The sequence below is a fragment of the Streptomyces sp. NPDC002785 genome (assembly GCF_040295565.1).
GTDB lineage: Bacteria > Actinomycetota > Actinomycetes > Streptomycetales > Streptomycetaceae > Streptomyces.
Map to the genome: position 1 here is coordinate 1 of NZ_JBEOVN010000118.1, position 22,985 is coordinate 22,985.

The following is a 22,985-nucleotide window of genomic DNA, read 5'->3' on the forward strand; positions in this document are numbered from 1 at the left end:
GAGGTGAGTGAAGACGCCAATCTCCACTACGCCCGGAGGTCCTCCCTTGATCAACTACCGACGGATGTGTGTCACCAACGTGTCGGCCGAGTACATCTAGGGCAGCCGGCGCTGCCGGACGGGTTCGGTCCGCACACCCGTCCGGCGGCTGGTCATACCCTCGGCGTCACGCAACCGACGGCGCCGGACACGCTCAAGGGTGATTCATGCCGCTCAACCGTGTGGTGTCGATCACTCTGCCGGGAAGTGTCAATTCCGGTATTCGCCCTGATCGCAAGGCAACGCACGGTTTCCATACGGCGTGCAGCAGCCGACGTCCGCCTTGCGAGACGGTAACGGAGAGTGCAACCATCGCTCTATCTCCCAGCCCTCAAGGTAGGTCGTCTGTGTCTGCGCAGCACATAGCCAAAGCCCGAACCACAGCAGTCGTGCTCGCCGGCGGTACCGGCCAGCGCGTGGGCCTGTCCATTCCCAAGCAGCTGCTGAAGATCGCAGGCAAGGCCGTCATCGAGCACACACTGTCGATCTTCCAGCAGGCCGACTGCATCGACGACGTCATCGTGCTGATGGCTCCGGGCTATGTGCCCGACGTGGAGAAGATCGTCGCCAAGGCCGGACTCACCAAGGTCACCAAGGTGATCGAGGGCGGCTCCACCCGTAACGAGACCACCGAGCGCGCCATCAGGGCCCTCGGTGAGGGCCTGGCCGAGGGGGAGGACCGCAACGTCCTCTTCCATGACGCTGTGCGCCCTCTGCTCTCGCAGCGTGTCATCAAGGACTGCGTCGACGCCCTGGACCGTTACCAGGCGGTCGACGTCGCCATCCCGTCCGCGGACACGATCATCGTGACCCGCACCCACGGCGGCGACGGCGAGTTCATCACCGATGTGCCCGACCGCTCCCGGCTGCGCCGCGGCCAGACGCCGCAGGCCTTCAAGCTCTCCACGATCCGCCGGGCGTACGAGGTCGCCGCGAGCGACCCGAACTTCCAGGCCACCGACGACTGCTCGGTCGTCCTGAAGTACCTCCCCGACGTGCCGATCTACGTCGTCGCGGGCGACGAGTACAACATGAAGGTCACCCAGCCGGTCGACGTCTTCATCACGGACAAGCTCTTCCAGCTGGCCTCCACGGCCGTCCCGCAGCCGACCGGCGACGCCGCCTACCGCGAGCTGCTCACCGGCAAGACCCTCGTCGTCTTCGGCGGCTCGTACGGCATCGGCGCGGACATTGCCACGCTCGCCGAGTCCTACGGCGCAACCGTCTACGCCCTGGGCCGCTCCACCACCGGTACGCACGTGGAGAACCCGGAGCACGTCGACGACGCGCTCTCCAAGGCGTACGCGGAAACCGGCCGCGTCGACTACGTGATCAACACCGCGGGTGTGCTCCGCATCGGCAAGCTGGCCGAGACGGACAACACGACCATCCAGGAAGCGCTGAACGTCAACTACCTGGCGCCCGTGCAGATCGCCCGAGCCTCGTACAAGTACCTCGCCGAGACCAAGGGGCAGCTGCTGCTCTATACCTCCAGCAGCTACACCCGGGGCCGCGCGGAGTACAGCCTCTACTCGTCTACCAAGGCCGCCATGGTGAACCTCACCCAGGCGCTCTCGGACGAGTGGGCGGGTGACGGAGTGCGGGTGAACTGCGTGAACCCGGAGCGCACCGCCACGCCGATGCGCACCAAGGCGTTCGGTGACGAACCCGCGGGCACACTGCTTTCCTCCGAGGCGGTCGCCAGGACCTCCCTCGACGTTCTGCTCTCCGAGATGACCGGCCATGTCATCGACGTACGCCAGCAGGACCCGACCCGTGGTGCCTCCGAGGCGTCGGGCTTCGAACAGGCCCTGGCCGCTGTCCTGGACCGACAGGCCGATGTGTAATACTGCTTGACAATCGACTATTCGGACCCCTACGGGCGCCAGCGGCGCACCGCAGGGGTCCGAATTCGTGAAGCTCTGCCTTCACATTTTGCTCGTAAGGTAAAAACAGTCGGCACCCTCGGGAGCGGTACTTCGTGATTTCGAAAGCCATGCGCTTGGCTCGGGTGGGCAGCGGTTCGGAGCTGGCCGCCGCGCTCCTGGTGGCTCTGGGGTTCCCGTGCATAATGCTCGCGGCGATAATCCCCAATCTCTGGTTCTTCGCCGCGGCCACCGCGGCCACTTACCTTGCTGACCGGTATCTGCACCACTGCGGCAGCTACCTGATCAACCGGCTCGCCGCCGTCCGTGCCGGACTGTCGATCCGATTCCTGGTCCGCCAGCTGCTGCTCATCCTGCTGCTCTCCCGTATGGGATACGGCGAGCAGACGCTCTTCTACGTGACGGTCGCCTGTCTGCTGGCGTTCTACGGACTCCAGGCGCCGCAGAGCGCGATGGTCACCCTCGTCCGGCTGCGCCGCAAGCTGCCGGTGGTCACCCGCAACATCGACGTCGCGTCGGTGCGGATAGCGGATGCCCCGCCGCAGCTGCTGATGAACCGGCCCGCGGAGAAGATGCTGCACCTGGACGTCTTCTCGGTGATCGGTGTGATGGTCGCGGTCGAGACCGGCCGGGCCGCCGTCGCCTACATCGGCCTCGGACTCACGCTCGGCCTCGCGGTCGGCTACCTGGTGGCGCTCCTGCCGTACGTCCGGCCGAGCCGGCTCGTACCGCCGGAAACCAAGGTCCTCAACGCCGTGGGCGACTGGCTCGCCGAGTACCGGCCGACCGTGCTGCTGTACTTCTCCGGCTCCAAGGACTCGGCCTACCAGGTCAACATGTGGCTGGAGACGATGGCCCAGCTCGGCGGACGCCCGCTGATCCTGCTGCGCGAGCGCAACATCGTCCCGCAGCTCGCCACGACGTCGGTGCCCGTGCTCTGCGTGCCCGGCGGCGTGCACCTGATGAACCTGGACCTCTCGTCGGTACGGGTCGCGTTCTATGCGGCCAACGTCGGCAAGAACATCCACCTGCTCAGGGTGCCGACGATGAAGCATGTCTTCATCGGCCACGGCGACAGCGACAAGCTCGCCAGCGTCAACCCGTACAGCAAGGTCTACGACGAGGTGTGGACCGCGGGCCGGGCCGGCCGCGACCGTTACGCGCTGGCCGATGTCGGTGTGCGCGACGAGGACATCGTCGAGGTGGGCCGCCCGCAGCTGGCCGCCATCCAGCCGTGGTCCGGTGCGCCGAAGAACCCGATCCCGACCGTGCTGTACGCCCCCACCTGGGAGGGCTGGGACGACAACCCGGGTAACACCTCCCTGCTGCTGGCCGGCGAGAACATCGTCAAGCGGCTGTTGAACTCGCAGCAGCCGATCCGGCTGCTGTACAAGCCGCACCCCTTCACCGGCACTCGCAGCGCCAAGGCCAAGGCCGTGCACCTGCGCATCACCGCGCTGATCGAGCAGGCCGCCGCCCAGCGCGCCACCGACAGCCGCTGGGCGAAGGAATCGGCTGCTCTGCAGGGCGAGCAGGCCGAGGCCCGGGCCGAGCTGGCCCGCATCGAGGCACGCTTGGCCGAACTCTCCAGCGGTGGCCGCACCGCCCGGGACGAGGCGGAACTGTCCCGGGAGTCGCTGGCCGACCCGGCGCGCGAGGCCGAGACCGCGAGGCTCAAGGACGAGTGGAACGCCGCCGCCTGGCGTGCACAGGGCTGGTGGGAGCACAGGGTCGTCACCGGTTCCCAGATGCGGCTGTACGACTGCTTCAACGAGTCGGATGCCATGGTCTCGGACATCTCCAGTGTGGTGTCCGACTTCATCGCGAGCGGCAAGCCGTACGCGGTCACCGACTCGGCCGCTCTGGGCGAGGACGAGTTCCGCCGGCAGAACACCGCGGTACGCGCCGCGGTGATCCTTTCCAACTCGGCGACCGAGCTGGACGCCCTGCTCGACGCGGTGACGGATCCCGGTGCGGACACGCTCGCCGAGGCCCGGCGAGAGCTGAAGCAGTACCTTCTCGGCCCGGACGAGCCCACGTCCCTCATACGGTTCAACGCGGCTATGAAGGCGCTCGCGGTCAAGTCCGAGGCACGGAACGCCGGAGTGGCGAAGACCCTGGGTGAGCCCGTGGGTGGCTGAAAGTCCACCATTCGCATTACATGATCTAGCAAGGCCCGGCATAGCCCCAAAAGGTTGCGCCGGGCTTTGTGATGAGCATCACGATTCGGGTGCGCGGTGTCAGACAACCAACGGAGCGGTCCAACTGTCTTCTGCTTGTGTGAACGAGACGCAAATTCCTGACGTGACCGTGGTGGTCGGTGCATATGAGGCGATGCCCTACCTCATTCGTTGTCTCGAATCCGTGGAGGCGCAGACTCTCGGCGCCGACCGGATCGAAATTGTCGCCGTGGACGACGGATCCACCGACGGCACAGGTGAGTACCTGGAGGAGTTCGCAGCCCGGACCCAGGTCCCGACCCGAGTAATCAGACAGAAGAATTCCGGCGGTCCCAGTGGCCCGCGCAATGTGGGCCTCGGCCTGGCCCGCGGCCGCTACGTGTTTTTCCTGGATGCGGACGACTACTTCGGGGATGAGGCCCTGGAGCGGATGGTGGCCATGGCCGACCGCGCGGGCACCGATGTGGTGCTCGGCAAGGTGGTCGGTGTGAACAGGGGCGCGCCGCAGTCGATGTGGAAAGCTACCAAGGCCCGTGTCGACGTCTACAACTCCAAGGTCATTTACACGCTGAGTGCGCAGAAGCTCTTCCGCCGCGAAATGCTGGAGCGACTCTCTCTGAGATTCGACGAGAATCTCAAAACCGGTGAGGATGCCCTCTTCACCATGGAGGCCTATCTGCGGGGCTCCGGAGTATCTGTGATCTCCAACTACATCTGCTATTACCTGGTGGGTCGTGACGACGGAAAGCACGTCACGAAGAGCGGCACCTATGAATGGCGCTTCGATTCGATGCGCGCCATGATGGCGCTCATTCACCGGATCGAGCCCGCGGGGCCGAAGCGGGACTTCCTGATGGTCCGTCCTTTCACGGTGGGAATGCTGCAGCAGTTCGGCCCCGTGGTACTGAAGGATTCGCAGGACGTCCGGCGGCACAAGATGGAACTCGCGGCTCCGCTGATGGACGCGTACTGGAACGACGGAGTGGCCCGGCTGATCAAGGTGGCCGAGCGGCTGCGGCTCGCCTGCGTGGCACGGGGTCGTATGGACCTGCTGATCGACTTACTGCGGTATCTCCGGGCGAAGACGGTCCCGGAGGTGGTCAGCTCGCGCAAGGGCGACAAGCTCTATCTCGCGTACCCGCACTTCCGCGACAAGTCAGCCGGTCTGGCCGACTCCAATTACGAAGTCACCGTGCCCGACTGGCGCGACGGCAAGCGCATCGAACGGCCGGAGGCCGCCGCCCGCCGGGCCTCGCTGCCCAGGCGTGTGGCGCGCAGGATGCGCAGGGACGTACGCCGCTGGAAGTCGCGGCTGAGCGTCGGGTAGCAGCCGCTCCTCCCAGGAGCGGGTCACGTGTCCGGCCCGCGAAACCGATACACGCGAAAGATCACACCGAGAAAGCTCAGTAAACTCGTCCAAACGTCGCGCCCGCGACAGGACCGACATCTCACCATGGGGACTCGCTCACGTGAAGGCTCTCGTTCTATCCGGAGGGGCCGGCACCCGCCTGCGTCCCATCACACACACCTCGGCCAAGCAACTGGTGCCCGTGGCGAACAAGCCCGTGCTGTTCTACGGCCTGGAAGCCATCGCGGAAGCCGGCATCACCGAAGTCGGCATCATCGTGGGCGACACCGCTCAGGAGATCCGCGAGGCGGTCGGTGACGGTTCCCAGCTCGGTATCGAGGTCACGTACATCCCGCAGGACGAGCCGCTCGGCCTCGCCCACGCGGTGCTGATCGCCCGTGACTTCCTGGGGGACGACGACTTCGTCATGTACCTCGGTGACAACTTCATCGTCGGCGGGATCACCGGTCTGGTGGAGGAGTTCCGCACGGACAAGCCCGATGCGCAGATCCTGCTGACCCGGGTGCCCAACCCGACCTCCTTCGGTGTCGCGGAGCTCGACGCCGACGGCCGGGTGGCGGCCCTGGAGGAGAAGCCGAAGGAGCCCAAGAGCGATCTGGCGCTTGTCGGCGTCTACCTCTTCACCCCCGCCATCCACGAGGCCGTTCGCTCGATCGAGCCCTCCTGGCGGGGCGAGCTGGAGATCACACACGCCATCCAGTGGCTGATCGACCAGAAGCGCGACGTCCGTTCCACCACGATTCGCGGGTACTGGAAGGACACCGGCAACGTCACCGACATGCTGGAGGTCAACCGGACCGTCCTGGAGACCATCGAGCCGTCCCACGAGGAGGCCGAGGTCGACAAGGAGAGCGAGATCATCGGCCGGGTGCGGATCGAGGCGGGCGCCAAGGTCAGCGGCAGCCGCATCGTCGGGCCCGTGATCATCGGCGCCCGGTCGGTGATCAGCGGCGCGTACGTGGGCCCGTTCACATCGGTCTCGGAGGACTGCCGGATCGAGGACAGCGAGATCGAGTACTCCATCGTTCTGCGGGGCGCCTCCATCGCCGGTGTCCGCCGTGTGGAGGCGTCGCTCATCGGCCGGGACGTCGAAGTGACCCCCGCGCCCCGTTCCCCGTCCGCCCACCGACTCGTACTCGGCGACCACAGCAAGGTGCAGATCTCCTCATGACCACCAACATCCTGGTGACCGGCGGCGCCGGCTTCATCGGCTCGCACTATGTCCGAACGGTGCTCGGCCCCGAGGGCCCCGGCGACATCGCCGTCACCGTGCTCGACAAGCTCACCTACGCGGGCAACCCGGCCAACCTCGACGAGGTGCGCGACCACTCCGGTTTCAGGTTTGTGCAGGGCGACATCTGCGACCCCGAGCTGGTCTCCAAGCTGATGGCCGAGCACGACGAGGTGGTGCACTTCGCGGCCGAGTCTCACGTGGACCGCTCCATCGACGGCGGCGCCGAATTCGTCCGTACGAACGTCGTGGGCACCCACACCCTGATCCACGCCGCGCACCTGGCCGGCATCAAGACCTTCGTACACATCTCCACCGACGAGGTCTACGGCTCGATCGACGAGGGCTCCTGGCCCGAGACCGACCCGCTCGCGCCCAACTCGCCGTACTCCGCGGCCAAGGCGTCCAGTGACCTGATCGCGCTCTCGTACCACCGCACCCACGGCCTCGACGTACGGGTGACCCGCTGCTCCAACAACTACGGGCACCACCACTTCCCCGAGAAGGTCATCCCGCTGTTCGTCACCAACCTGCTGGACGGCAAGACGGTCCCGCTGTACGGCGACGGCGCCAACGTCCGCGACTGGCTGCACATCGACGACCACGTCCAGGGCATCGAACTGGTCCGCACCAAGGGCCGGGCGGGCGAGGTCTACAACATCGGCGGCGGCACCGAGCTCTCCAACAAGGAACTCACCGGCCTGCTGCTGGACGCCTGCGGCGCCGACTGGGACACCAGCGTCACCTATGTCGAGGACCGCAAGGGCCACGACCGCCGCTACTCGGTCGACTGCACCAAGATCCGCGAGGAGCTCGGTTACGAGCCCCGCAAGGACTTCCGCACCGGACTCGCCGAGACCGTGCAGTGGTACCGCGACAACCGCGCCTGGTGGGAGCCGCTGAAGGACCGGGCCGCGCTGTGAGCGCCGTCTGGCTGGTCACCGGAGCCGCCGGGATGCTGGGCCAGGACGTCCTGGCCCGGCTCGCCGGTGAGGACGTCACCGCGGTCGCCGCGGACCGTGCGGCCATGGACATCGCGGACCCCGAATCCGTGCGCGCCGGCTTTGACAAGCACCGCCCGTCCGTCGTGGTGAACTGCGCCGCCTGGACGGCTGTCGACGACGCCGAGTCCCAGGAGGACGCCGCGCTGCGGGTCAACGGCACGGGCCCCGAGGTCCTTGCCGCGGCCTGTCGTGAACACGGTGCCGTCCTCCTTCAGGTCTCGACCGACTACGTCTTCGCCGGGGACGGCGAGAAGCCGTACGCCGAGGACGGCCCCACCGGGCCGCGCAGCGCCTACGGTCGCACCAAACTGGCCGGCGAGCAGGCCGTGCTCGACACCCTGCCGGACACCGGTTACGTGGTCCGTACCGCCTGGCTCTACGGCGCGGGCGGCGGCAACTTCGTCCGTACGATGATCAAGCTGGAGGGCATCAAGGACACCCTCGACGTGGTGGACGACCAGCGCGGACAGCCCACCTGGACCGTCGATCTGGCCGACCGACTGGTCCGGCTCGGACAGGCCGCTCTCGTGGGCACCGCCCCCGCGGGCGTCTACCACGGCACCAGCGGCGGCGAGACGACCTGGTTCGGCTTCACCCGGGAGATCTTCCGGCTGCTCGGCACCGACCCGGCGCGCGTCCGCCCCACGACCAGCGAGGCCTTCGTGCGGCCGGCTCCCCGGCCCGCTTTCAGTGTGCTGGGACACGACCGCTGGGCGGCGGCCGGGATCGAACCGATCAGGGACTGGCGGGCGGCGCTGGAAGAGGCATTCCCGGCACTCCTCGCAACAGAGCGGCCGTGATCGTCGAATGATCGTACCGATGGCCGAATCCTGTCGAATTCCAAAGATGTGAACAACGAGGGTTTATATAGAGGAGAACGCTTACATCGCAGTGTAGTCATGGGGTAACTTCGCCGGGGACCAGGCCAGTTGGTTTCCTTCGAAGGGCTGCTCCACGTGAACCGCCATGACTTTCTGCGTCATTTGCACCGCGTCTACCGTCCTCGGAACTATTTGGAAATCGGGGTCAACGACGGCAGGAGCCTGGCCCTCTCGCGGGTGCCCTCCGTCGCCGTCGACCCCGCTTTCCGGGTGGTGACGGACATCAGCTGCGACGTCCACCTGGTCAAGGCGACGAGCGACGCCTTCTTCGCCCGCAAGGACCCGCTGCTGCATCTGCGCAACGGCCGCAACCCGTTCCGCGCCCTCGCCCGCCGTGATCCGCTCAATGTGCTCGGCGGGGATCCGAAGCTGGAACTCGCCTTCATCGACGGCATGCACCTCTTCGAGTACGCCCTGCGCGACTTCATGAACGTCGAGAAGCACGCCCGTTGGTCGAGCGTGATCGTGCTGGACGACATGCTGCCGCGCGATGTCGACGAGGCGGCCCGCGACCGGCACACCGACGCCTGGACGGGAGACGTCTACAAGGTGGCGACCGTGCTGCGGCGCTTCCGCCCCGACCTGACCGTGGTCGAGGTCGACACCCAGCCCACGGGCATCGTCCTGATCTTCGGCGCCGACCCCGACAGCACGGTGCTGAAGAACGCGTACGACGAGATCATCGAGGAATACGTCGTACCCGACCCGCAGGCTGTCCCCGACGAGCTGCTGGTACGCAAGAACGCTCTACAGCCCGAGGCGCTGCTCGGAGCCGCTTTCTGGCCCTCGCTGGTCCGCGTCCGTAATCTGCGCCGTCCGCGCTCGGCCTACGCGCCGCTGCGCCGCCAGATCGAGTCGCTGACCGGCTGAGCCGCGGGCGCCGAGCGGGGGAGGAGTGACCCGGGACCGCGTCGGGCCGTTCCGATGGCGCTTCGGGATAATCTGATGCGCACATGTTCCCAGGGCGATGAGACGCCGGGGCCTTTCCTCTCTTTTTGGGGCTAACTGCATGTCCGTCAAGGTCAGCGTCGTCATTCCGGTGTACAACCCGGGCGAGTACATCGAGGACTGCATCTCCTCATTGCTGCGGCAGAGTCTGCCGGACGACGAGTACGAGGCCATCTTCGTCGACGACGGCTCCACCGATGCCACCCCGGCACGACTGGACGAGATCGCCGCCGCGTACCCCCACATGCATGTCATCCACCAGCAAGCCTCGGGCTGGTCGGGAAGGCCCCGTAACGTCGGCACTGCCGCAGCCCGGGGCGAGTTCGTCATGTACGTCGACAACGACGACTGGCTGGGCGACGAGGCGCTGGAGCGCATGTACAACTACGGCGTCGAGAACGAAGCCGACGTCATCATCGGGAAAATGGCCGGAAAAGGCCGCCCGGTGCCGGTGGAGCTCTTCCGGACGAACCGTCCGCGCGCCCACGTCTCCAACGCCCCGCTCATGGACAGCCTCACGCCGCACAAGATGTTCCGCAAGGAATTCCTGGAGAGCAACGGCATCCGCTTCCGCGAGGGCCGTCGGCGCCTGGAGGACCATGTCTTCGTAGTCGAGACCTACCTGCTCGCCTCCAACATCTCGGTCCTCAGTGACTACCTGTGCTACTACCACATCAAGCGTGAGGACGCCTCGAACGCCGGTTTCCAGCGCTTCGACCCGGGCGGCTATTACAAGAACCTCCGGGAAGCCCTCGACATCGTTGAAAAGAACACGGAACCGGGCCCGCTCCGTGACAGCATGTACCGTCGCTGGCTACGCAACGAGATGGTCGAGCGCCTTCGAGGCAAGCGTCTGTTGCAGCTGCCGGAGGATTACCGTCAGGAGTTGTACACCGAGATCCGGGGTGTCGTCACCGAACGATTCGGTCCCGGTGTCGCGCAGGGGATGCAGCCCACCCAGCAGATCGTCGCCGCGCTCGTCGTGGACGACCGCCTTGCCGACATCGAAGAACTGGCCCGCTGGGAATCCGGGATCAAGCCCACCGGCTTCCTGGAATCCCTGAAGTGGGACGGCACGGCGCTCAGAGCGGCCTTTACCGCCGAGTACCAGGCCGACGGCGAACCGATGACTTTCCGGACCGAGGGCGACAAGGCCCTGCTGAACCCGCCCCTGGCACAGGACACCCTGGACGCCATTGCGGGTCTCGGCGTCAGCACTGTCGCGACCGTCGACGGGGCCAAGGTCGATCTGGTCGCACGGGAACGAACCACCGCCGCGGAGTTCTTCCAGCCGGTCGACTTCACCCGTGAGCGGATCCCCTCCGACGACGGGACCACATTCCGGCTGGTACTTCGGGCCGAGGCGACGATCGACCCGGAGACCGCAGCCAACGGTGCCCCGCTGGGCGACGGCATCTGGGACGTACTGATCCGGATCAGCTCGTGTGGCTGGACCAAGGAGGTCCGCCTCGGATCGGCCCGTGCCGAGGAAATCGAGAGCGGCCGACGCGGTGCCCTGAGCGGTGAGCCCAGGCGGCTGGTCCTGCCGTACTGGACCGAGCCGCACGGCAACCTCTCCCTCGATGTGGACCTTGCCACCAGCCGGTTCGACCGGGACCTCAAGAGCCTCACCCCGCAGGACGCGGTCCTGGAGGACGGCAGGATCGAACTGCCCGTACCCATCGCGACGAACCGCACCGCCGGTACCGAGAGCGCCGCGCTCCGCTTCAAGGCCGCGTCCGGTGCCGGTCAGGCCGAAACCGTCGCGACTCTCGCACCGGGCCCCGCCGGAGCCATGCTCTCCGCGCCGCTTCCGGACGGTCTGAGCGCCGGGCACCTCTGGAACATCGAGCTCGGCCTGCCGTCCGCCAAACGAGGCAAGCCCCGCTGGGCCAAGCTCCCGATTGCCCTCGGCGTCGCCGCCGACGGAACGGTGTCCATGACCAAGGCGGTCAAGGCAGCCCCGGCAGCCAAGAAGCCCGCCGGTCCCGCACCGAAGAGGTCTTGGGTGCGGCGAGTGGCGGGCCGTATCAAGCGGACCTTGGTCAGGTAGTTCCTCGCCCCGCAGCCACCCCACAACAACCGGCATCACATGCCGTGAGAAAGCAGAACAGCATGCGACCTCTGTCCATCGAAGGTGCCTGGGTCCACGAACCCAAGGTGTTCCCCGACGACCGCGGCAGCTTCCACGAGTGGTTCCGTGGCGCGGATTTCCGTGAGGCCACCGGCCAGGACCTCAGCCTGGTCCAGGCGAACTGCTCCGTGTCCCGTCGAGGGACCCTGCGAGGCCTCCACTTCGCGGATGTGCCGCCCAGCCAGGCCAAGTACGTCAAGTGCGTACGTGGTGCCGTCCTGGACGTCATCGTCGACATCAGGGTCGGCTCCCCGACCTACAAGCAGTGGGAGATCGTCCGTCTCGACGACCGGAACCACCACGCGGTCTACCTCTCGGAGGGCCTCGGCCACGGCTTCTTCGCCCTGACCGACGATGCGACCGTGGTCTACCTCTGTTCCGAGGGGTACGCGCCCGAGCGGGAGCACGGCCTCAATCCGCTCGACCCCGATCTGGCCATCGCCTGGCCCGAGGACATCGAACCGCTGCTTTCCCCCAAGGACGAGCAGGCGCCGACGCTCGCCGAGGCCGAGCAGCAGGGGCTCCTGCCCCGCTACGAGGACTGCGTCTCCTTCCGGGAACAGCTGCGCACACGCTGAACCGGGCGTGGGATGCGCGGCGGTCCGCGCATCCCACGCTTCGAAACGGGCGGGCGTCCCGCCGGGCCGCTCGCGTAGCCTGACCGGCTGAAGACACCGCCGCCTCGGAACGGGAACAGCACGTGGCAAGAGTCAGGCAGGGCGTCACAGAGGCCCGCAGAATCGTGGTCAAGGTCGGTTCCTCGTCCCTCACCACCGCGGCGGGCGGCCTCGATGCGGACCGCGTCGACGCGCTCGTCGACGTACTCGCCAAGGTGAGGAGCGGCGGGGAGCGCGAGATCGTGCTCGTCTCCAGCGGCGCCATCGCTGCCGGGCTCGCCCCGCTCGGGCTGCACCGCCGGCCCAAGGACCTGGCCAGACAGCAGGCCGCGGCCAGCGTCGGACAAGGACTGCTCGTTGCCCGCTACACCGCCTCCTTCGCGCGCTACGGCGTACGCGTCGGCCAGGTGCTGCTCACCAGCAACGACACCAGCCGCCGCGCCCACTACCGCAACGCCTACCGCACCCTCGACCAGCTCCTGGACATGGGCGCGCTCCCGATCGTCAACGAGAACGACACCGTCGCCACCGACGAGATCCGGTTCGGCGACAACGACCGGCTCGCCGCGCTCGTCGCCCATCTCGTCCGCGCCGATCTGCTGGTCCTCCTCTCGGACGTGGACGGACTCTACGACGGCGACCCCAGCACCCCGGGCGCCTCACGGATCGCCGAAGTGGCCGGCCCCGAGGATCTCGCGGGCGTCACCATCGGCAGCGCGGGGAAGGCGGGCGTCGGCACCGGCGGCATGGTCACCAAGGTCGAGGCCGCCCGGATCGCCACGGCCGCCGGAGTCCCGGTCGTCCTCACCTCGGCGAGCCGGGTCGCCGACGCTCTGGCCGGACGCGACACCGGTACGTACTTCCACCGCACCGGACGCCGCTCGGCGGACCGGCTGCTCTGGCTCGCCCACGCCTCCACCCCGCAGGGCTCGCTGACCCTCGACGACGGGGCCGTGCAGGCGGTCGTCGAGCGGCACAGCTCGCTGCTGCCCGCCGGAATCGCCGCGATCGAGGGCGAGTTCACCGCGGGCGACCCGGTGGAACTGCGCGACCTCGAAGGCCGCCCAGTGGCCCGCGGACTCGTCAACTTCGACGCCAAGGAGATCCCGCAGCTGCTCGGCCGATCCACCCGCGACCTGGCGCGGGAACTCGGACCGGCATATGAACGCGAGGTCGTACACAGGGACGATCTCGTCGTCCTGCACCCCTGACAGACCCCTGAAAAGGCTGAAAGTCCAGCCTTGCGGCAGAGACCTTCACGAAAAGCGCCCCATCGTCGGCCGCGGACTGGTCAACTTTGTAACGGGGACACAGCGGGGTACAGCACAGCAATCGCATGCACAGGAGGCCGGCGGTGAGACGAGCGCGCCCGGGGGCGCCGCCCAGAGGAACGGGTGGCCGGGCCCTGACCAGCGTCGGAGCAGGTGCAGGCTTCGACGAGAGCCGGCCCGTGGACCGCAGGGACGACCGGACCACCGGGCCCGAGCCGACGGTGGCGAAGGAGGAGCGCACCCCGTCGAGACTCTGGCACATCACGCTCAGTGCCTCGGGCGTCGCGATTCCTCTGAAGGAGGTCAGACGCGGTCTCGAACAACTCGCGCACGACCATCCCTTCCTGCTGACCAGCCGGTACGCCAACGACCACGCGGAGATCCGCTACTGGGAAGAGGCCCGCGATCTGCACGATGCGGCAGCCGTCGCGCTGCGGCTGTGGGGCGAACACCGCTCCACCGCCGGGCTTCCGCCCTGGGAGATCGTCGGCCTGGAAGTCATCGACCGCGAGACGTACCACCAGCGCGTCGCCGAGGGGTACGGGCCGCCCCCGGCCGCACCGGTCGGCGTGCACCCGTACTGAGCGCGACGGCGGCCCCGGGCCAGTTGTCTCGCATCACGGGATACGTGACGTATGCCCGCAGTGTGCGCACTACTCTGCGAGCATGACCACGCTCTCGCCGTACGACAACATGTCCCCGGTAGCCCAGGCCGCCTACCGGGCACGCTCTGCCGCCGCCGACATCGCGCCGCTGCCCCGCGCGGCGAAGGACGACGCGCTGCTGGCGATCGCGGACGCGCTGGAAGTGCGAACGGGCGAGATCGTCGCGGCCAACGCCGAGGACGTCGCCCGCGCCCGCGAGGCCGGGACCAGCGAGTCGATCGTCGACCGGCTCACCCTCACCCCGGAGCGAATCCGCGCCATCGCCGCCGATGTGCGGGACGTCGCGGCGCTTCCCGACCCGGTGGGCGAGGTCGTCCGCGGCTCGACCCTGCCCAACGGCATCGACCTGCGACAGGTGCGGGTGCCGCTCGGCGTGGTCGGGATCATCTACGAGGCCCGGCCCAATGTGACAGTCGACGCCGCGGCCCTCTGCCTGAAGTCGGGCAACGCCGTCCTGCTGCGCGGCTCGTCCTCCGCGTACGCCTCCAATGCCGCGCTCGTACGGGTGCTGCGCGACGCGGTCGGCGGCTCCGGCCTTCCGGCCGACGCGGTGCAGCTGGTGCCGGGCGAGAACCGCGACTCGGTACGGGAACTGATGAGGGCCCGCGGCCTCGTCGACGTCCTCATCCCGCGCGGCGGCGCCTCGCTGATCCGCACAGTGGTCGAGGAATCCACTGTTCCGGTCATCGAGACCGGCACCGGCAACTGCCATGTGTATGTGGATGCGCAGACCGACCTCGACATGGCCGTCGGCATCCTGATCAACTCCAAGGCGCAGCGCCCGAGCGTCTGCAACGCCGCCGAGACGCTCCTGGTCCACAAGGACATCGCCGCGGACTTCCTGCCCCGGGCGCTGGACGCGCTGGCCGACGCCGGGGTGACCGTGCACGGCGACGAGCAGGTCCTCCGATACGCCGAGGAGTCCAAGGCCACCGTGGTGGCGGCGACGCCGGAGGACTGGGAGACCGAGTATCTCTCGTACGACATCGCCGCGGCCGTCGTGGAGTCGCTGGACGCTGCCGTTGCCCACATCCGGCTCTGGTCCTCCGGCCACACCGAGGCGATCGTGACCACCTCCCAGGCCGCGGCCCGCCGCTTCACCCAGTTGGTGGACTCCACGACGGTGGCCGTGAACGCGTCGACGCGCTTCACCGACGGCGGTCAGTTCGGCTTCGGCGCCGAGATCGGCATCTCCACGCAGAAGCTGCACGCCAGGGGCCCGATGGGCCTGCCGGAGCTGACCTCGACGAAGTACATCGTCACGGGCGACGGCCACGTACGGTGACCGTCCGGGTTCGGTGAATGTTGCGGGCTCCCTGCCCAGAACGACCCGGCGGGGCTAGTCTGGAGCCGTGCCGGACGACGTGGGGGGCAGGCCGTTCCCGGACGGCTGGGAGCCCGACGACGACCGCGGGGGCGCGGACGAGGACTTCGCCTCCGTGGTATTCGACGAGGACTTCGTACGGGCTGCCGAGATCCATGAACCCACCGCCGTGGAGCGGCTGCTGGCGGCTGCGCAGGCGCGCGCCGAGGTCGAGGCCGAGGCGTCCCGGGCGCGGGCGGGCGGCGGTCCGCCGGACGACGAGCTCCATGACGAGGCGTACGGGCCGGGCGGCGCATACGGCCGCGCGAGCGCCTACGGCGACCCGCTGGACCCCGATGACGACGACACGTACGGCAGCGGCCCCTATGGGCGCCACGGCGGTGCCCTGCGCCCCTATCGGGGTGCGGCGCGCTGGCACCGGCCGGTGGCCTGGCTGCTCGCCGTGCTGATGGGCATCGGAATGGTCGCGCTGGCCTTCAGCGCCGTCTACCGCAACACCTCGGGCAACCGCCAGGACCCCGCCCCGCCGCCCGCCACCACCGGCGTGGACAGCGCCCCCGGCCCCGTCCCCAGCGCCATCCCGTCGACCTCGGCCAGCTACCCCCGCCCCACGGTCTCAGCGGTCCCGCGCCCGTCCTGAGGGCGGTCGGCCGGGGTCCGGGGCAACTCTCGGACGGTTCTCTCGCGGCTGGGCGTTTACCCCGGTCGTAATCGACCTACCCTGAAGGTGTGACCCCTCTCTCCGAGGGGGCTTCTCACTCGTCCGTACATGCGCAGTCATGCGACGTCAGCGAATGACGGGCAGGCCCTGTCCGAAGCCATCCGGCCGAAGCAGAGCGAAGCGTTTCGGCCCCGGTCGGTGACGTGGAGTCGGGAGAAGTCATGGCAGACCGCGGAGAACCACCAGAAGGTCCGCCCGAGAGCGCGCCGGGCGGCGGTGAGGACGAGTACCGGTCACTCGTCTTCGACGAGTCGTTCGTGCGTGCTGCCCGGCTGAAGGAATTCTCTGCCCAGGAACGCATGGGGGACCATGCCCGTGCCGTACGCAGCCTTCCGGCTCGGAGCTTCCGCGCCGGCTCCAAGGCCGCCATCGCCCTGGTGCTCCTGATCGCCCTGGCCTTCGGAGCAGCCGTGTACATGGGCTTCCGTCACCCCTACCAGGCGCCCGTCGGCAGAAGGGCCGAACCTCTGAGGTCGATCGTCGTGCCCCTGGCTCCCCAGGGTGCGGTACCCGGCGGAACCGCCGCCGACCTCCTCGCGAAGAGCCCCGCCGCACAGTTCGAAACAGGCGCCGCAGGCATCAATTTGCCTGCGGTCCGAGGAACGGACAACTTCTCGGACAGCCAGGTGGCGACGGCCCTCACAACGGTCAAGGACTACCTGGTGGCGTCCTCGCTCGACCCCGACGTCCTCACCGGAGACGCGGTGCGGCCGGTGGAACAGCTGCTCGCCCCGGACCAGATGGCCCAGTTCGACCGCAGCATGAGCCTGCCGGACGACGACGGACAGCATGCCGCGACCGGCTGGCTGGTGCGCTTCGATCCGGCGAAGGTGGCACTGGCCGCTCCGGACATACGGGTCCGGGGCACCCTGAGCTACACGGAGGCGGGGGCCGACACCCTGGAGGTGGCGTCGGACCACACCTTCACGTACACGCTCCGCCCGGCGGCCTCGGGGCCCCAACGGGCGGGCGGGGCCTCGCTCTTCACCGTGCGGCGCGAGCTGAACTTCCGGTTTGACCGGGAAGACCTGCGGCTGCACCGGCTGGAGCTGCGCACCAGCTATGTACAGGCCGGACCGCAGGGGTGCCCGGCGGACACCACTGGTGCGCTGCGACCGCTGCTCGCCGGGCAGCACGCTGTCTCCCGCGGCCCCGCGGGCACCGACCCGTACGCGACGGACCGGCCCACGGCGGCGCTCTGCGGGACGCTGACGGTCAGCTCCCGGCAGTCCCCGGCTCATCAGGGTTCCGCGGCTCCTGGGGCCCCGCAGAGCTCGCGGAGCCGTCCGTAGCGCCGCCCTTGCCGGCTGAGCTCCCGCCTCCTTGACCGGTGAACTTGTCGCGGAGCTTGCCGCCCAGGTCTCCGGCGCCCCCCGCTATGTCGCCGACCAGCTTCATCAGCGGATCCTTGCTGGTTCGCACCGTGTCCGCGTAGTGCGCCGCGGACTCCCGGAAGGAGTCCGTCACCGAGGTGTCCTTGTCCTCGTCGCGTCGCGGGTAGTGGCCGTCCATGATCCGCTGGTAGTCGCGGGTCTCGGACCACCTCTTCAGCTCGGCCGCACGCACCGTGGTGAAGGGGTGCGAGCGGGGCAGCAGGTTGAGGATCTTGAGGACCGAGTCGCGCAGATCGCCGCCCTTCTCGTACTCGTCGGCCTGGGCGAGGAAGGCGTCCACATTCATCTCGTGCAGATGATTGCCGCCCGCGATCTTCATAAGACCGCGCATCGATGCCTGCAGATCCTGCCCGACCAACAGCCCCGCCCGGTCTGCCGACAGCTCCGACTTGCGGAACCACTCGCGCAGTGCCGTCACGATCGCCATGATCGCGACATTGCCGAGTGGGATCCAGGCGACCTTCAACGCGATATTGGTGAGGAACAGCAGAATCGTGCGGTACACGGCGTGGCCGGAGAGGGCGTGTCCCACCTCGTGGCCGATGACGGCCCGCATCTCCTCCTCGTCGAGGAGTTCCACCAGCCCCGTCGTCACCACGATGATCGGCTCGTCGAGACCGATGCACATGGCATTGGGCTGCGGGTCCTGGTTGACGTACATCGGCGGGACCTTCTCCAGGTCCAGGATGTAACAGGCGTCCCGCAGCATCTCGTTGAGATGGGCGAACTGTGCGTCGCTCACCCTGACGGAGTCGGAGAGGAAGAGCAGTCGCAGGCTGCGCTCCGGCAGCAGACCGCTCAGTGTCTTGAACACGGTGTCGAAACCGCTCAGCTTGCGCAGGGCCACCAGGGCCGAGCGGTCCGCCGGGTGTTCGTAGGCCCGTGACGAGATCCCTGCGAAACGCCTGCGCTGCCTGCTCGGCACGTTCTCGTGGCTCTCGTGGCTGTGTTCGGTCATGAATGGGCCCCCTGTTCGTACGAGACGTCGCTCGCCCCCTGACAAATCCCAGCGTAGGTGCTGGGGCTACGGTGTGCGGGGGGCTGTGGATAACTGAGGAGACGCCCGACATGCCGCATACCGTTGCTCTGCTCGCCGCCGCATCCGAGGACCAGGGGCCCGGCAACACACTCCGCATCGTGCTGCTCGCCTCGCTCGTCGGAGCTGTCCTGCTCGGCTGGTTCCTGCTCCGCGGATACCGCAACGACGACAACAACGACTGAGTCGGCGTGAGCGTGCCCGGGGCGCCCGCATACGATGTGCGCGACGTCTTCCTTCCGACTCCCGATCGATAGGTCCTGCCGAAGATGAGCCTCACAACCACTGCACACCAGCTGGTCACTCTCGCCGCCGAGGGCGGAGAGCACGGTGGCAACCACGAAAGCCTCAGCCCGTATGTCACCGGGGGCGGTGCGTTCATCGTGCTGATGCTCCTGCTGTGGATCACTACTCGCTTCAACCGCGACCGCTGAGGCGAAGGCGTACAGCTGTGCCAGTAGGCTCTGCACGCATGGGAGAGCAGGAAGTGCCTACCGGCCGTGGAAAGCGCCGAATCGGCGTGATGGGCGGGACGTTTGACCCGATTCATCATGGACACCTGGTGGCGGCCAGTGAAGTGGCCGCCCAGTTCCACCTCGACGAGGTGATCTTCGTTCCGACCGGGCAGCCGTGGCAGAAGAGCCACAAGCACGTCTCCCCGGCCGAGGACCGCTATCTGATGACGGTCATCGCGACGGCGTCCAACCCGCAGTTCTCGGTCAGCCGGAGCGATATCGACCGCAGCGGGCCGACGTACACCATCGATACGCTGCGGGACCTGCGCGCGCTCCATGGCGATGCGGACCTCTTCTTCATCACCGGCGCCGACGCACTCTCCCAGATCCTCACCTGGCGGGACGCCGACGAATTGTTCTCGCTCTCCCACTTCATCGGTGTGACGCGGCCGGGGCACCTGCTCACGGACCCCGGGCTGCCGGAGGGTGGGGTCTCCCTCGTGGAGGTGCCCGCGCTCGCGATCTCGTCCACGGACTGCCGTGAGAGGGTCTCAAAGGGCGAGCCGGTCTGGTACTTGGTGCCGGACGGTGTGGTCCGCTACATCGACAAGCGGCAGCTGTACCGCGGCGAATGAGCCACGCAGAGGGGCACCGGTGAACGACCGACAGAACCCGTACGACCCGTACTACCAGCAGCCGCAGATCATCGGCTACGACGAGTACGGGCAACCGGTGTATCAGCAGCCCGGACAGCAGGCGTACGACCCGTATGCGCCTCAGCAGCCGCATCAGGCCGACCAGGGGTACGGCTACGACCCGTACGCCCAACCTCAGCAGCCTCAGCCCGTGCAGCCGTACGACCCGTACGCCTCCCAGCAGCTTCAGCAACCGCAACAGCCTCAGCAACAGGAACAACAGGCATACGGCGGCTATGACAGCTATGGCTATGACACCGGCCGGCAGCCTGCCGCGGTCGACACCACCCAGCAGTGGAACATCCCGCAGCAGGCCGCCGCGCAGCCGTCCCCTCCCGCACCCGCGCCGCCCCGGCAGGAACTCGAGCCCGAGCCCGGCTTCGAGGCCCATCCGGAACCGGTAGTCCCCGGGCAGCGCCGAGCCGACCGCGATGGCCGCACCGAGCAGTTCTCGTTCATCGAGGAGCCCGACGAGGACTCCGAAGACGTCATCGACTGGCTGAAGTTCACCGAGAGCCGCAGCGAGCGGCGCGAAGAGGCACGGCGTCGTGGCCGCAACCGCATGGTCGCGCTGATAGTTGTGGTGGTCCTGGTCGTGGTCGGCGGTGTCGGCTACCTCTGGTCCGCCGGAAAGATCCCTGGCCTCTCCGGCTCGGAGAAGGACAACACCGCGTCGACGGGTCCGCAGCAGCGGGACGTCATCGTGCTCCATCTGCACAACACCAAGAAGGGCGGCACCTCCACGGCGCTGCTCGTCGACAATGTGACGACCAAGCAGGGGACGACGGTCCTGCTCCCCAACTCGCTCGTGGTCTCCGACGACGAGGGCGTCACGACCACCCTCGGCAAGTCCGTCGAGGACGACGGCACCACCGGCACCCGCGATTCCATCGACACACTGCTCGGCACCAAGATCAGCGGCACGTGGCGGCTCGACACTCCCTATCTGGAGACTCTCGTCGATCTGGTCGGCAGCATCGAGGTCGACACCGACACCGAAGTGCCCGACACGAAGAAGGGCGCCGCCCCTCTGGTGAAGAAGGGCGAGGCGCAGACCCTGAGCGGCCAGATGGCCGTCGCGTACGCCACCTACCAGGCGCCCGGTGAGGACGAGGCGAAGCAGCTCATGCGGTTCGGGGAGGTCATGCGGGGCGTTCTGCGAAAGACCTCGGACGACCCGAAGACCGCCACGGTCACCGTGCAGACGCTGGCGCAGATCCTCGACCCGTCGCTCCCCGAGAAGGACCTCGGTGCCTCGCTGGCGAAGCTCGCCGAGCACGCCAAGGTCGGCGACTACAAGACGGCACTGCTGCCGGTGCAGGCCGACGGCACCCTCACGGACGCGGCCATCGAGAGCGTCGTCAAGGACATCCTGGGCGGCACGGTGAAGGCTCCGGACGCCGGTGCGGCGGTGCGGGTCGGGATCAAGAACGCCACCGGTGACAAGGACAGCACGGAGTCCGCCCGGATCAAGCTGGTCAACGGCGGCTATGCCTTCGCCGGCGGCGGAACGGTCGAGACCGCGGCCCTGTCGGAGGTCGTCTACAAGACCGCGGCGGACAAGGACAAGGCGACGCAGGTCGCCCATACCCTGGGCCTGCCGACGAGCGCGCTGAAGCAGGGCAAGCCCGCCGCGAACGCGGATGTGTCCGTCGTGCTCGGCCAGAACTACGAGATCAAATGACCGGGGCCGCACGGCCCGGATGATGTCGATTCGATCTTCGAACGTTCGCTGCGTGGGCTGTCGGCGGTCCGTGAGACCCTAGAGGTTGATCTGACCGCCGACGAAAGCCTGCTTGTGACCGCCACGGACCGCTCCATCGAGCTCATCAACGCCGCCGCTCAGGCGGCCGCCGACCGGCTCGCGCACGACATCATTGCGTACGACGTCAGCGACGTGCTGTCGATCACAGACGCCTTCCTGCTGGCTTCGGCCCCCAACGACCGCCAGGTCAAGTCGATCGTCGACGAGATCGAGGAGCGGCTCCAGAAGGAGCTCGGCGCCAAGCCGGTACGCCGTGAGGGCGACCGCGACGCGCGCTGGATCCTCCTCGACTACGTCGACATCGTCATCCACGTCCAGCACAGTGAGGAGCGGGTCTTCTACGCGCTGGAGCGCCTCTGGAAGGACTGCCCCGAGATCGCGCTCCCCGAGGACGCCGTCAAGACCCGAGGCAAGGCCGCGGAGCACGCCCAGCTCACCGGCAGCTCGGAAGGTGGACAGAGCTGAACGGCAGCGGGAGCGGCAGGGGCCGCAGGATCGTCCTCTGGCGACACGGCCAGACGGCATGGAATCTGGAGCGCCGTTTCCAGGGCTCCACGGACATCGCGCTCACCGAGGCCGGCGTCGGGCAGGCCCAGCGGGCCGCCCGGCTGCTCGCCTCGCTGAAGCCGAATGCGATCGTCGCCTCCGATCTGCAGCGGGCGGTGGCCACGGCCGCCGAGCTTGCCGCGATCACCGGCCTCGAAGTGGCGCACGACTCGGGACTGCGTGAAACCTACGCGGGTGCTTGGCAGGGCCTCACCCACGAGGAGATCGTCGGGCTGTACGGCGAGCAGTACGCCGCATGGAAGCGCGGCGAGCCCGTGCGTCGTGGCGGCGGTGAGCTGGAGACCGAGGTCGCCGACAGGGCCGCCCCGGTCGTACTCGGACACGCCGAGAAACTGCCCGACAGCGGCACGCTCGTCGTGGTCAGCCACGGCGGCACCATCCGCACCACCATCGGTCGGCTGCTGGGCCTGGAGGCGCACCACTGGGAAGGGCTCGGTGGGCTCTCCAACTGCTGCTGGTCGGTGCTGGGCGAGGGCGCGCGGGGCTGGCGCCTGCTGGAGCACAATGCCGGCACGCTGCCGGAGCCGGTGCTCGGCGACGACACGTAGGAGCGCCGCGGCCTGGGAGTGCCAGGGGCCTGTCTGTGGGGCGGGCCCGGACGGCTCTCGGAGGCCACCTTCGGGCGGCGTCGGCCGGATTTCGCTTTCTGGCTGGTCACAGGCTAAAGTTCTTCTTGTTCGCAGCGCGGAAACGCAGGGAAACAGAGCGAACAGCGGGGCTATAGCTCAGTTGGTAGAGCGCCTGCATGGCATGCAGGAGGTCAGGAGTTCAATTCTCCTTAGCTCCACAATCAAGATCCCGTC

General features: G+C 68.0%; 21 protein-coding genes and 1 tRNA gene. 21 read left to right on the forward strand and 1 reads right to left on the reverse strand.

Annotated features, from left to right (window positions below; genetic code table 11):
* Positions 1–386: 386 nt before the first annotated feature.
* The 14 genes from ABTZ94_RS24285 (at position 387) to ABTZ94_RS24350 (ending at position 17,562) form a co-directional block, all read left to right on the forward strand.
* Positions 387–1,886, forward strand: a complete 1,500-nt coding sequence (locus tag ABTZ94_RS24285) for an SDR family NAD(P)-dependent oxidoreductase (RefSeq protein WP_351203335.1) — start codon at positions 387–389, stop codon at positions 1,884–1,886.
* A 134-nt stretch (positions 1,887–2,020) separates the two neighbouring features.
* The gene (locus tag ABTZ94_RS24290; RefSeq protein WP_351203337.1) at positions 2,021–4,066 is read left to right on the forward strand and encodes a hypothetical protein; all 2,046 of its coding nucleotides are present in this window, start codon (positions 2,021–2,023) and stop codon (positions 4,064–4,066) included.
* Positions 4,067–4,205: 139 nt separating this feature from the next.
* A complete protein-coding gene (locus ABTZ94_RS24295) occupies positions 4,206–5,432 on the forward strand; it encodes a glycosyltransferase family 2 protein (protein ID WP_351203339.1) in 1,227 nt (408 codons plus the stop codon).
* 142 nt (positions 5,433–5,574) lie between these two features.
* Positions 5,575–6,645, forward strand: a complete 1,071-nt coding sequence (locus tag ABTZ94_RS24300) for a glucose-1-phosphate thymidylyltransferase (RefSeq protein ID WP_351203341.1) — start codon at positions 5,575–5,577, stop codon at positions 6,643–6,645.
* Positions 6,642–7,628 (forward strand): dTDP-glucose 4,6-dehydratase, encoded by a 987-nt coding sequence (rfbB, locus tag ABTZ94_RS24305; protein ID WP_351203343.1) that lies wholly within the window; start codon positions 6,642–6,644, stop codon positions 7,626–7,628. Before ABTZ94_RS24300 ends, rfbB begins: the two co-directional genes overlap by 4 nt.
* Positions 7,625–8,509: a dTDP-4-dehydrorhamnose reductase gene (gene rfbD, locus ABTZ94_RS24310; protein WP_351203345.1), complete on the forward strand. Its 885-nt coding sequence runs from the start codon at positions 7,625–7,627 to the stop codon at positions 8,507–8,509. The genes rfbB and rfbD overlap by 4 nt, the downstream gene beginning before the upstream one ends.
* Before the next feature lie 156 nt (positions 8,510–8,665).
* Positions 8,666–9,460 carry an O-methyltransferase gene (locus ABTZ94_RS24315; RefSeq protein ID WP_351203369.1) on the forward strand — a complete coding sequence of 265 codons (795 nt, stop codon included), beginning with the start codon at positions 8,666–8,668 and terminating at the stop codon, positions 9,458–9,460.
* A 139-nt stretch (positions 9,461–9,599) separates the two neighbouring features.
* Positions 9,600–11,591, forward strand: a complete 1,992-nt coding sequence (locus ABTZ94_RS24320) for a glycosyltransferase family 2 protein (protein ID WP_351203347.1) — start codon at positions 9,600–9,602, stop codon at positions 11,589–11,591.
* Positions 11,592–11,653: 62 nt separating this feature from the next.
* The gene (gene rfbC, locus ABTZ94_RS24325; RefSeq protein ID WP_351203349.1) at positions 11,654–12,250 is read left to right on the forward strand and encodes a dTDP-4-dehydrorhamnose 3,5-epimerase; all 597 of its coding nucleotides are present in this window, start codon (positions 11,654–11,656) and stop codon (positions 12,248–12,250) included.
* 164 nt (positions 12,251–12,414) lie between these two features.
* The gene (gene proB, locus ABTZ94_RS24330) at positions 12,415–13,500 is read left to right on the forward strand and encodes a glutamate 5-kinase (protein ID WP_351203371.1); all 1,086 of its coding nucleotides are present in this window, start codon (positions 12,415–12,417) and stop codon (positions 13,498–13,500) included.
* Positions 13,501–13,643: 143 nt separating this feature from the next.
* Positions 13,644–14,144 (forward strand): DUF8830 family protein, encoded by a 501-nt coding sequence (locus ABTZ94_RS24335; RefSeq protein WP_351203351.1) that lies wholly within the window; start codon positions 13,644–13,646, stop codon positions 14,142–14,144.
* A gap of 82 nt (positions 14,145–14,226) precedes the next feature.
* On the forward strand, positions 14,227–15,510 hold the full coding sequence (locus ABTZ94_RS24340) for a glutamate-5-semialdehyde dehydrogenase (RefSeq protein WP_351203353.1): 1,284 nt from the start codon (positions 14,227–14,229) through the stop codon (positions 15,508–15,510).
* A 67-nt stretch (positions 15,511–15,577) separates the two neighbouring features.
* Entirely contained in the window at positions 15,578–16,189 is a 612-nt protein-coding gene (locus tag ABTZ94_RS24345; protein WP_351203355.1) for an SCO2584 family spore wall biosynthesis protein, read from the forward strand.
* Between the two features lie 242 nt (positions 16,190–16,431).
* Positions 16,432–17,562, forward strand: a complete 1,131-nt coding sequence (locus ABTZ94_RS24350) for an SCO2583 family membrane protein (protein ID WP_351203357.1) — start codon at positions 16,432–16,434, stop codon at positions 17,560–17,562.
* Here the strand turns inward: ABTZ94_RS24350 and ABTZ94_RS24355 are convergent.
* A complete protein-coding gene (locus ABTZ94_RS24355) occupies positions 17,486–18,622 on the reverse strand; it encodes a M48 family metallopeptidase (protein ID WP_351203359.1) in 1,137 nt (378 codons plus the stop codon). The two genes, ABTZ94_RS24350 and ABTZ94_RS24355, sit on opposite strands and share 77 nt — an antisense overlap.
* Before the next feature lie 110 nt (positions 18,623–18,732).
* Here ABTZ94_RS24355 and ABTZ94_RS24360 point away from each other — a divergent pair, with 110 nt between their 5' ends.
* From ABTZ94_RS24360 to ABTZ94_RS24390, 7 genes are all read left to right on the forward strand, one after another.
* Complete coding sequence (locus ABTZ94_RS24360) at positions 18,733–18,885, forward strand: hypothetical protein (RefSeq protein WP_176740246.1); 153 nt, start codon at positions 18,733–18,735, stop codon at positions 18,883–18,885.
* Between the two features lie 84 nt (positions 18,886–18,969).
* Positions 18,970–19,134: a hypothetical protein gene (locus ABTZ94_RS24365; protein WP_351203361.1), complete on the forward strand. Its 165-nt coding sequence runs from the start codon at positions 18,970–18,972 to the stop codon at positions 19,132–19,134.
* Positions 19,135–19,172: 38 nt separating this feature from the next.
* Entirely contained in the window at positions 19,173–19,790 is a 618-nt protein-coding gene (gene nadD / locus ABTZ94_RS24370; protein ID WP_351203363.1) for a nicotinate-nucleotide adenylyltransferase, read from the forward strand.
* Between the two features lie 19 nt (positions 19,791–19,809).
* Complete coding sequence (locus tag ABTZ94_RS24375; RefSeq protein WP_351203365.1) at positions 19,810–21,534, forward strand: LytR C-terminal domain-containing protein; 1,725 nt, start codon at positions 19,810–19,812, stop codon at positions 21,532–21,534.
* Between the two features lie 114 nt (positions 21,535–21,648).
* A complete protein-coding gene (gene rsfS, locus ABTZ94_RS24380; RefSeq protein WP_351203367.1) occupies positions 21,649–22,080 on the forward strand; it encodes a ribosome silencing factor in 432 nt (143 codons plus the stop codon).
* On the forward strand, positions 22,077–22,730 hold the full coding sequence (locus ABTZ94_RS24385; protein ID WP_351203373.1) for a histidine phosphatase family protein: 654 nt from the start codon (positions 22,077–22,079) through the stop codon (positions 22,728–22,730). The genes rsfS and ABTZ94_RS24385 overlap by 4 nt, the downstream gene beginning before the upstream one ends.
* Positions 22,731–22,896: 166 nt before the next feature.
* A tRNA-Ala gene (locus ABTZ94_RS24390) sits at positions 22,897–22,969 on the forward strand.
* The last annotated feature ends 16 nt before the right edge of the window (positions 22,970–22,985 follow it).

What these genes read in the sequence shown, in the direction of transcription:
- rfbB (WP_351203343.1), top strand. Translation starts at nt 6,642, where the DNA reads ATGACCACCAACATCCTGGTGACCGGCGGCGCCGGCTTCATCGGCTCG.
- ABTZ94_RS24320 (WP_351203347.1), top strand. Translation starts at nt 9,600, where the DNA reads ATGTCCGTCAAGGTCAGCGTCGTCATTCCGGTGTACAACCCGGGCGAG.
- rfbC (WP_351203349.1), top strand. Translation starts at nt 11,654, where the DNA reads ATGCGACCTCTGTCCATCGAAGGTGCCTGGGTCCACGAACCCAAGGTG.
- ABTZ94_RS24340 (WP_351203353.1), top strand. Translation starts at nt 14,227, where the DNA reads ATGACCACGCTCTCGCCGTACGACAACATGTCCCCGGTAGCCCAGGCC.
- ABTZ94_RS24350 (WP_351203357.1), top strand. Translation starts at nt 16,432, where the DNA reads ATGGCAGACCGCGGAGAACCACCAGAAGGTCCGCCCGAGAGCGCGCCG.
- ABTZ94_RS24355 (WP_351203359.1), bottom strand. Translation starts at nt 18,622, where the DNA reads ATGACCGAACACAGCCACGAGAGCCACGAGAACGTGCCGAGCAGGCAG.
- ABTZ94_RS24360 (WP_176740246.1), top strand. Translation starts at nt 18,733, where the DNA reads ATGCCGCATACCGTTGCTCTGCTCGCCGCCGCATCCGAGGACCAGGGG.
- ABTZ94_RS24365 (WP_351203361.1), top strand. Translation starts at nt 18,970, where the DNA reads ATGAGCCTCACAACCACTGCACACCAGCTGGTCACTCTCGCCGCCGAG.
- nadD (WP_351203363.1), top strand. Translation starts at nt 19,173, where the DNA reads ATGGGAGAGCAGGAAGTGCCTACCGGCCGTGGAAAGCGCCGAATCGGC.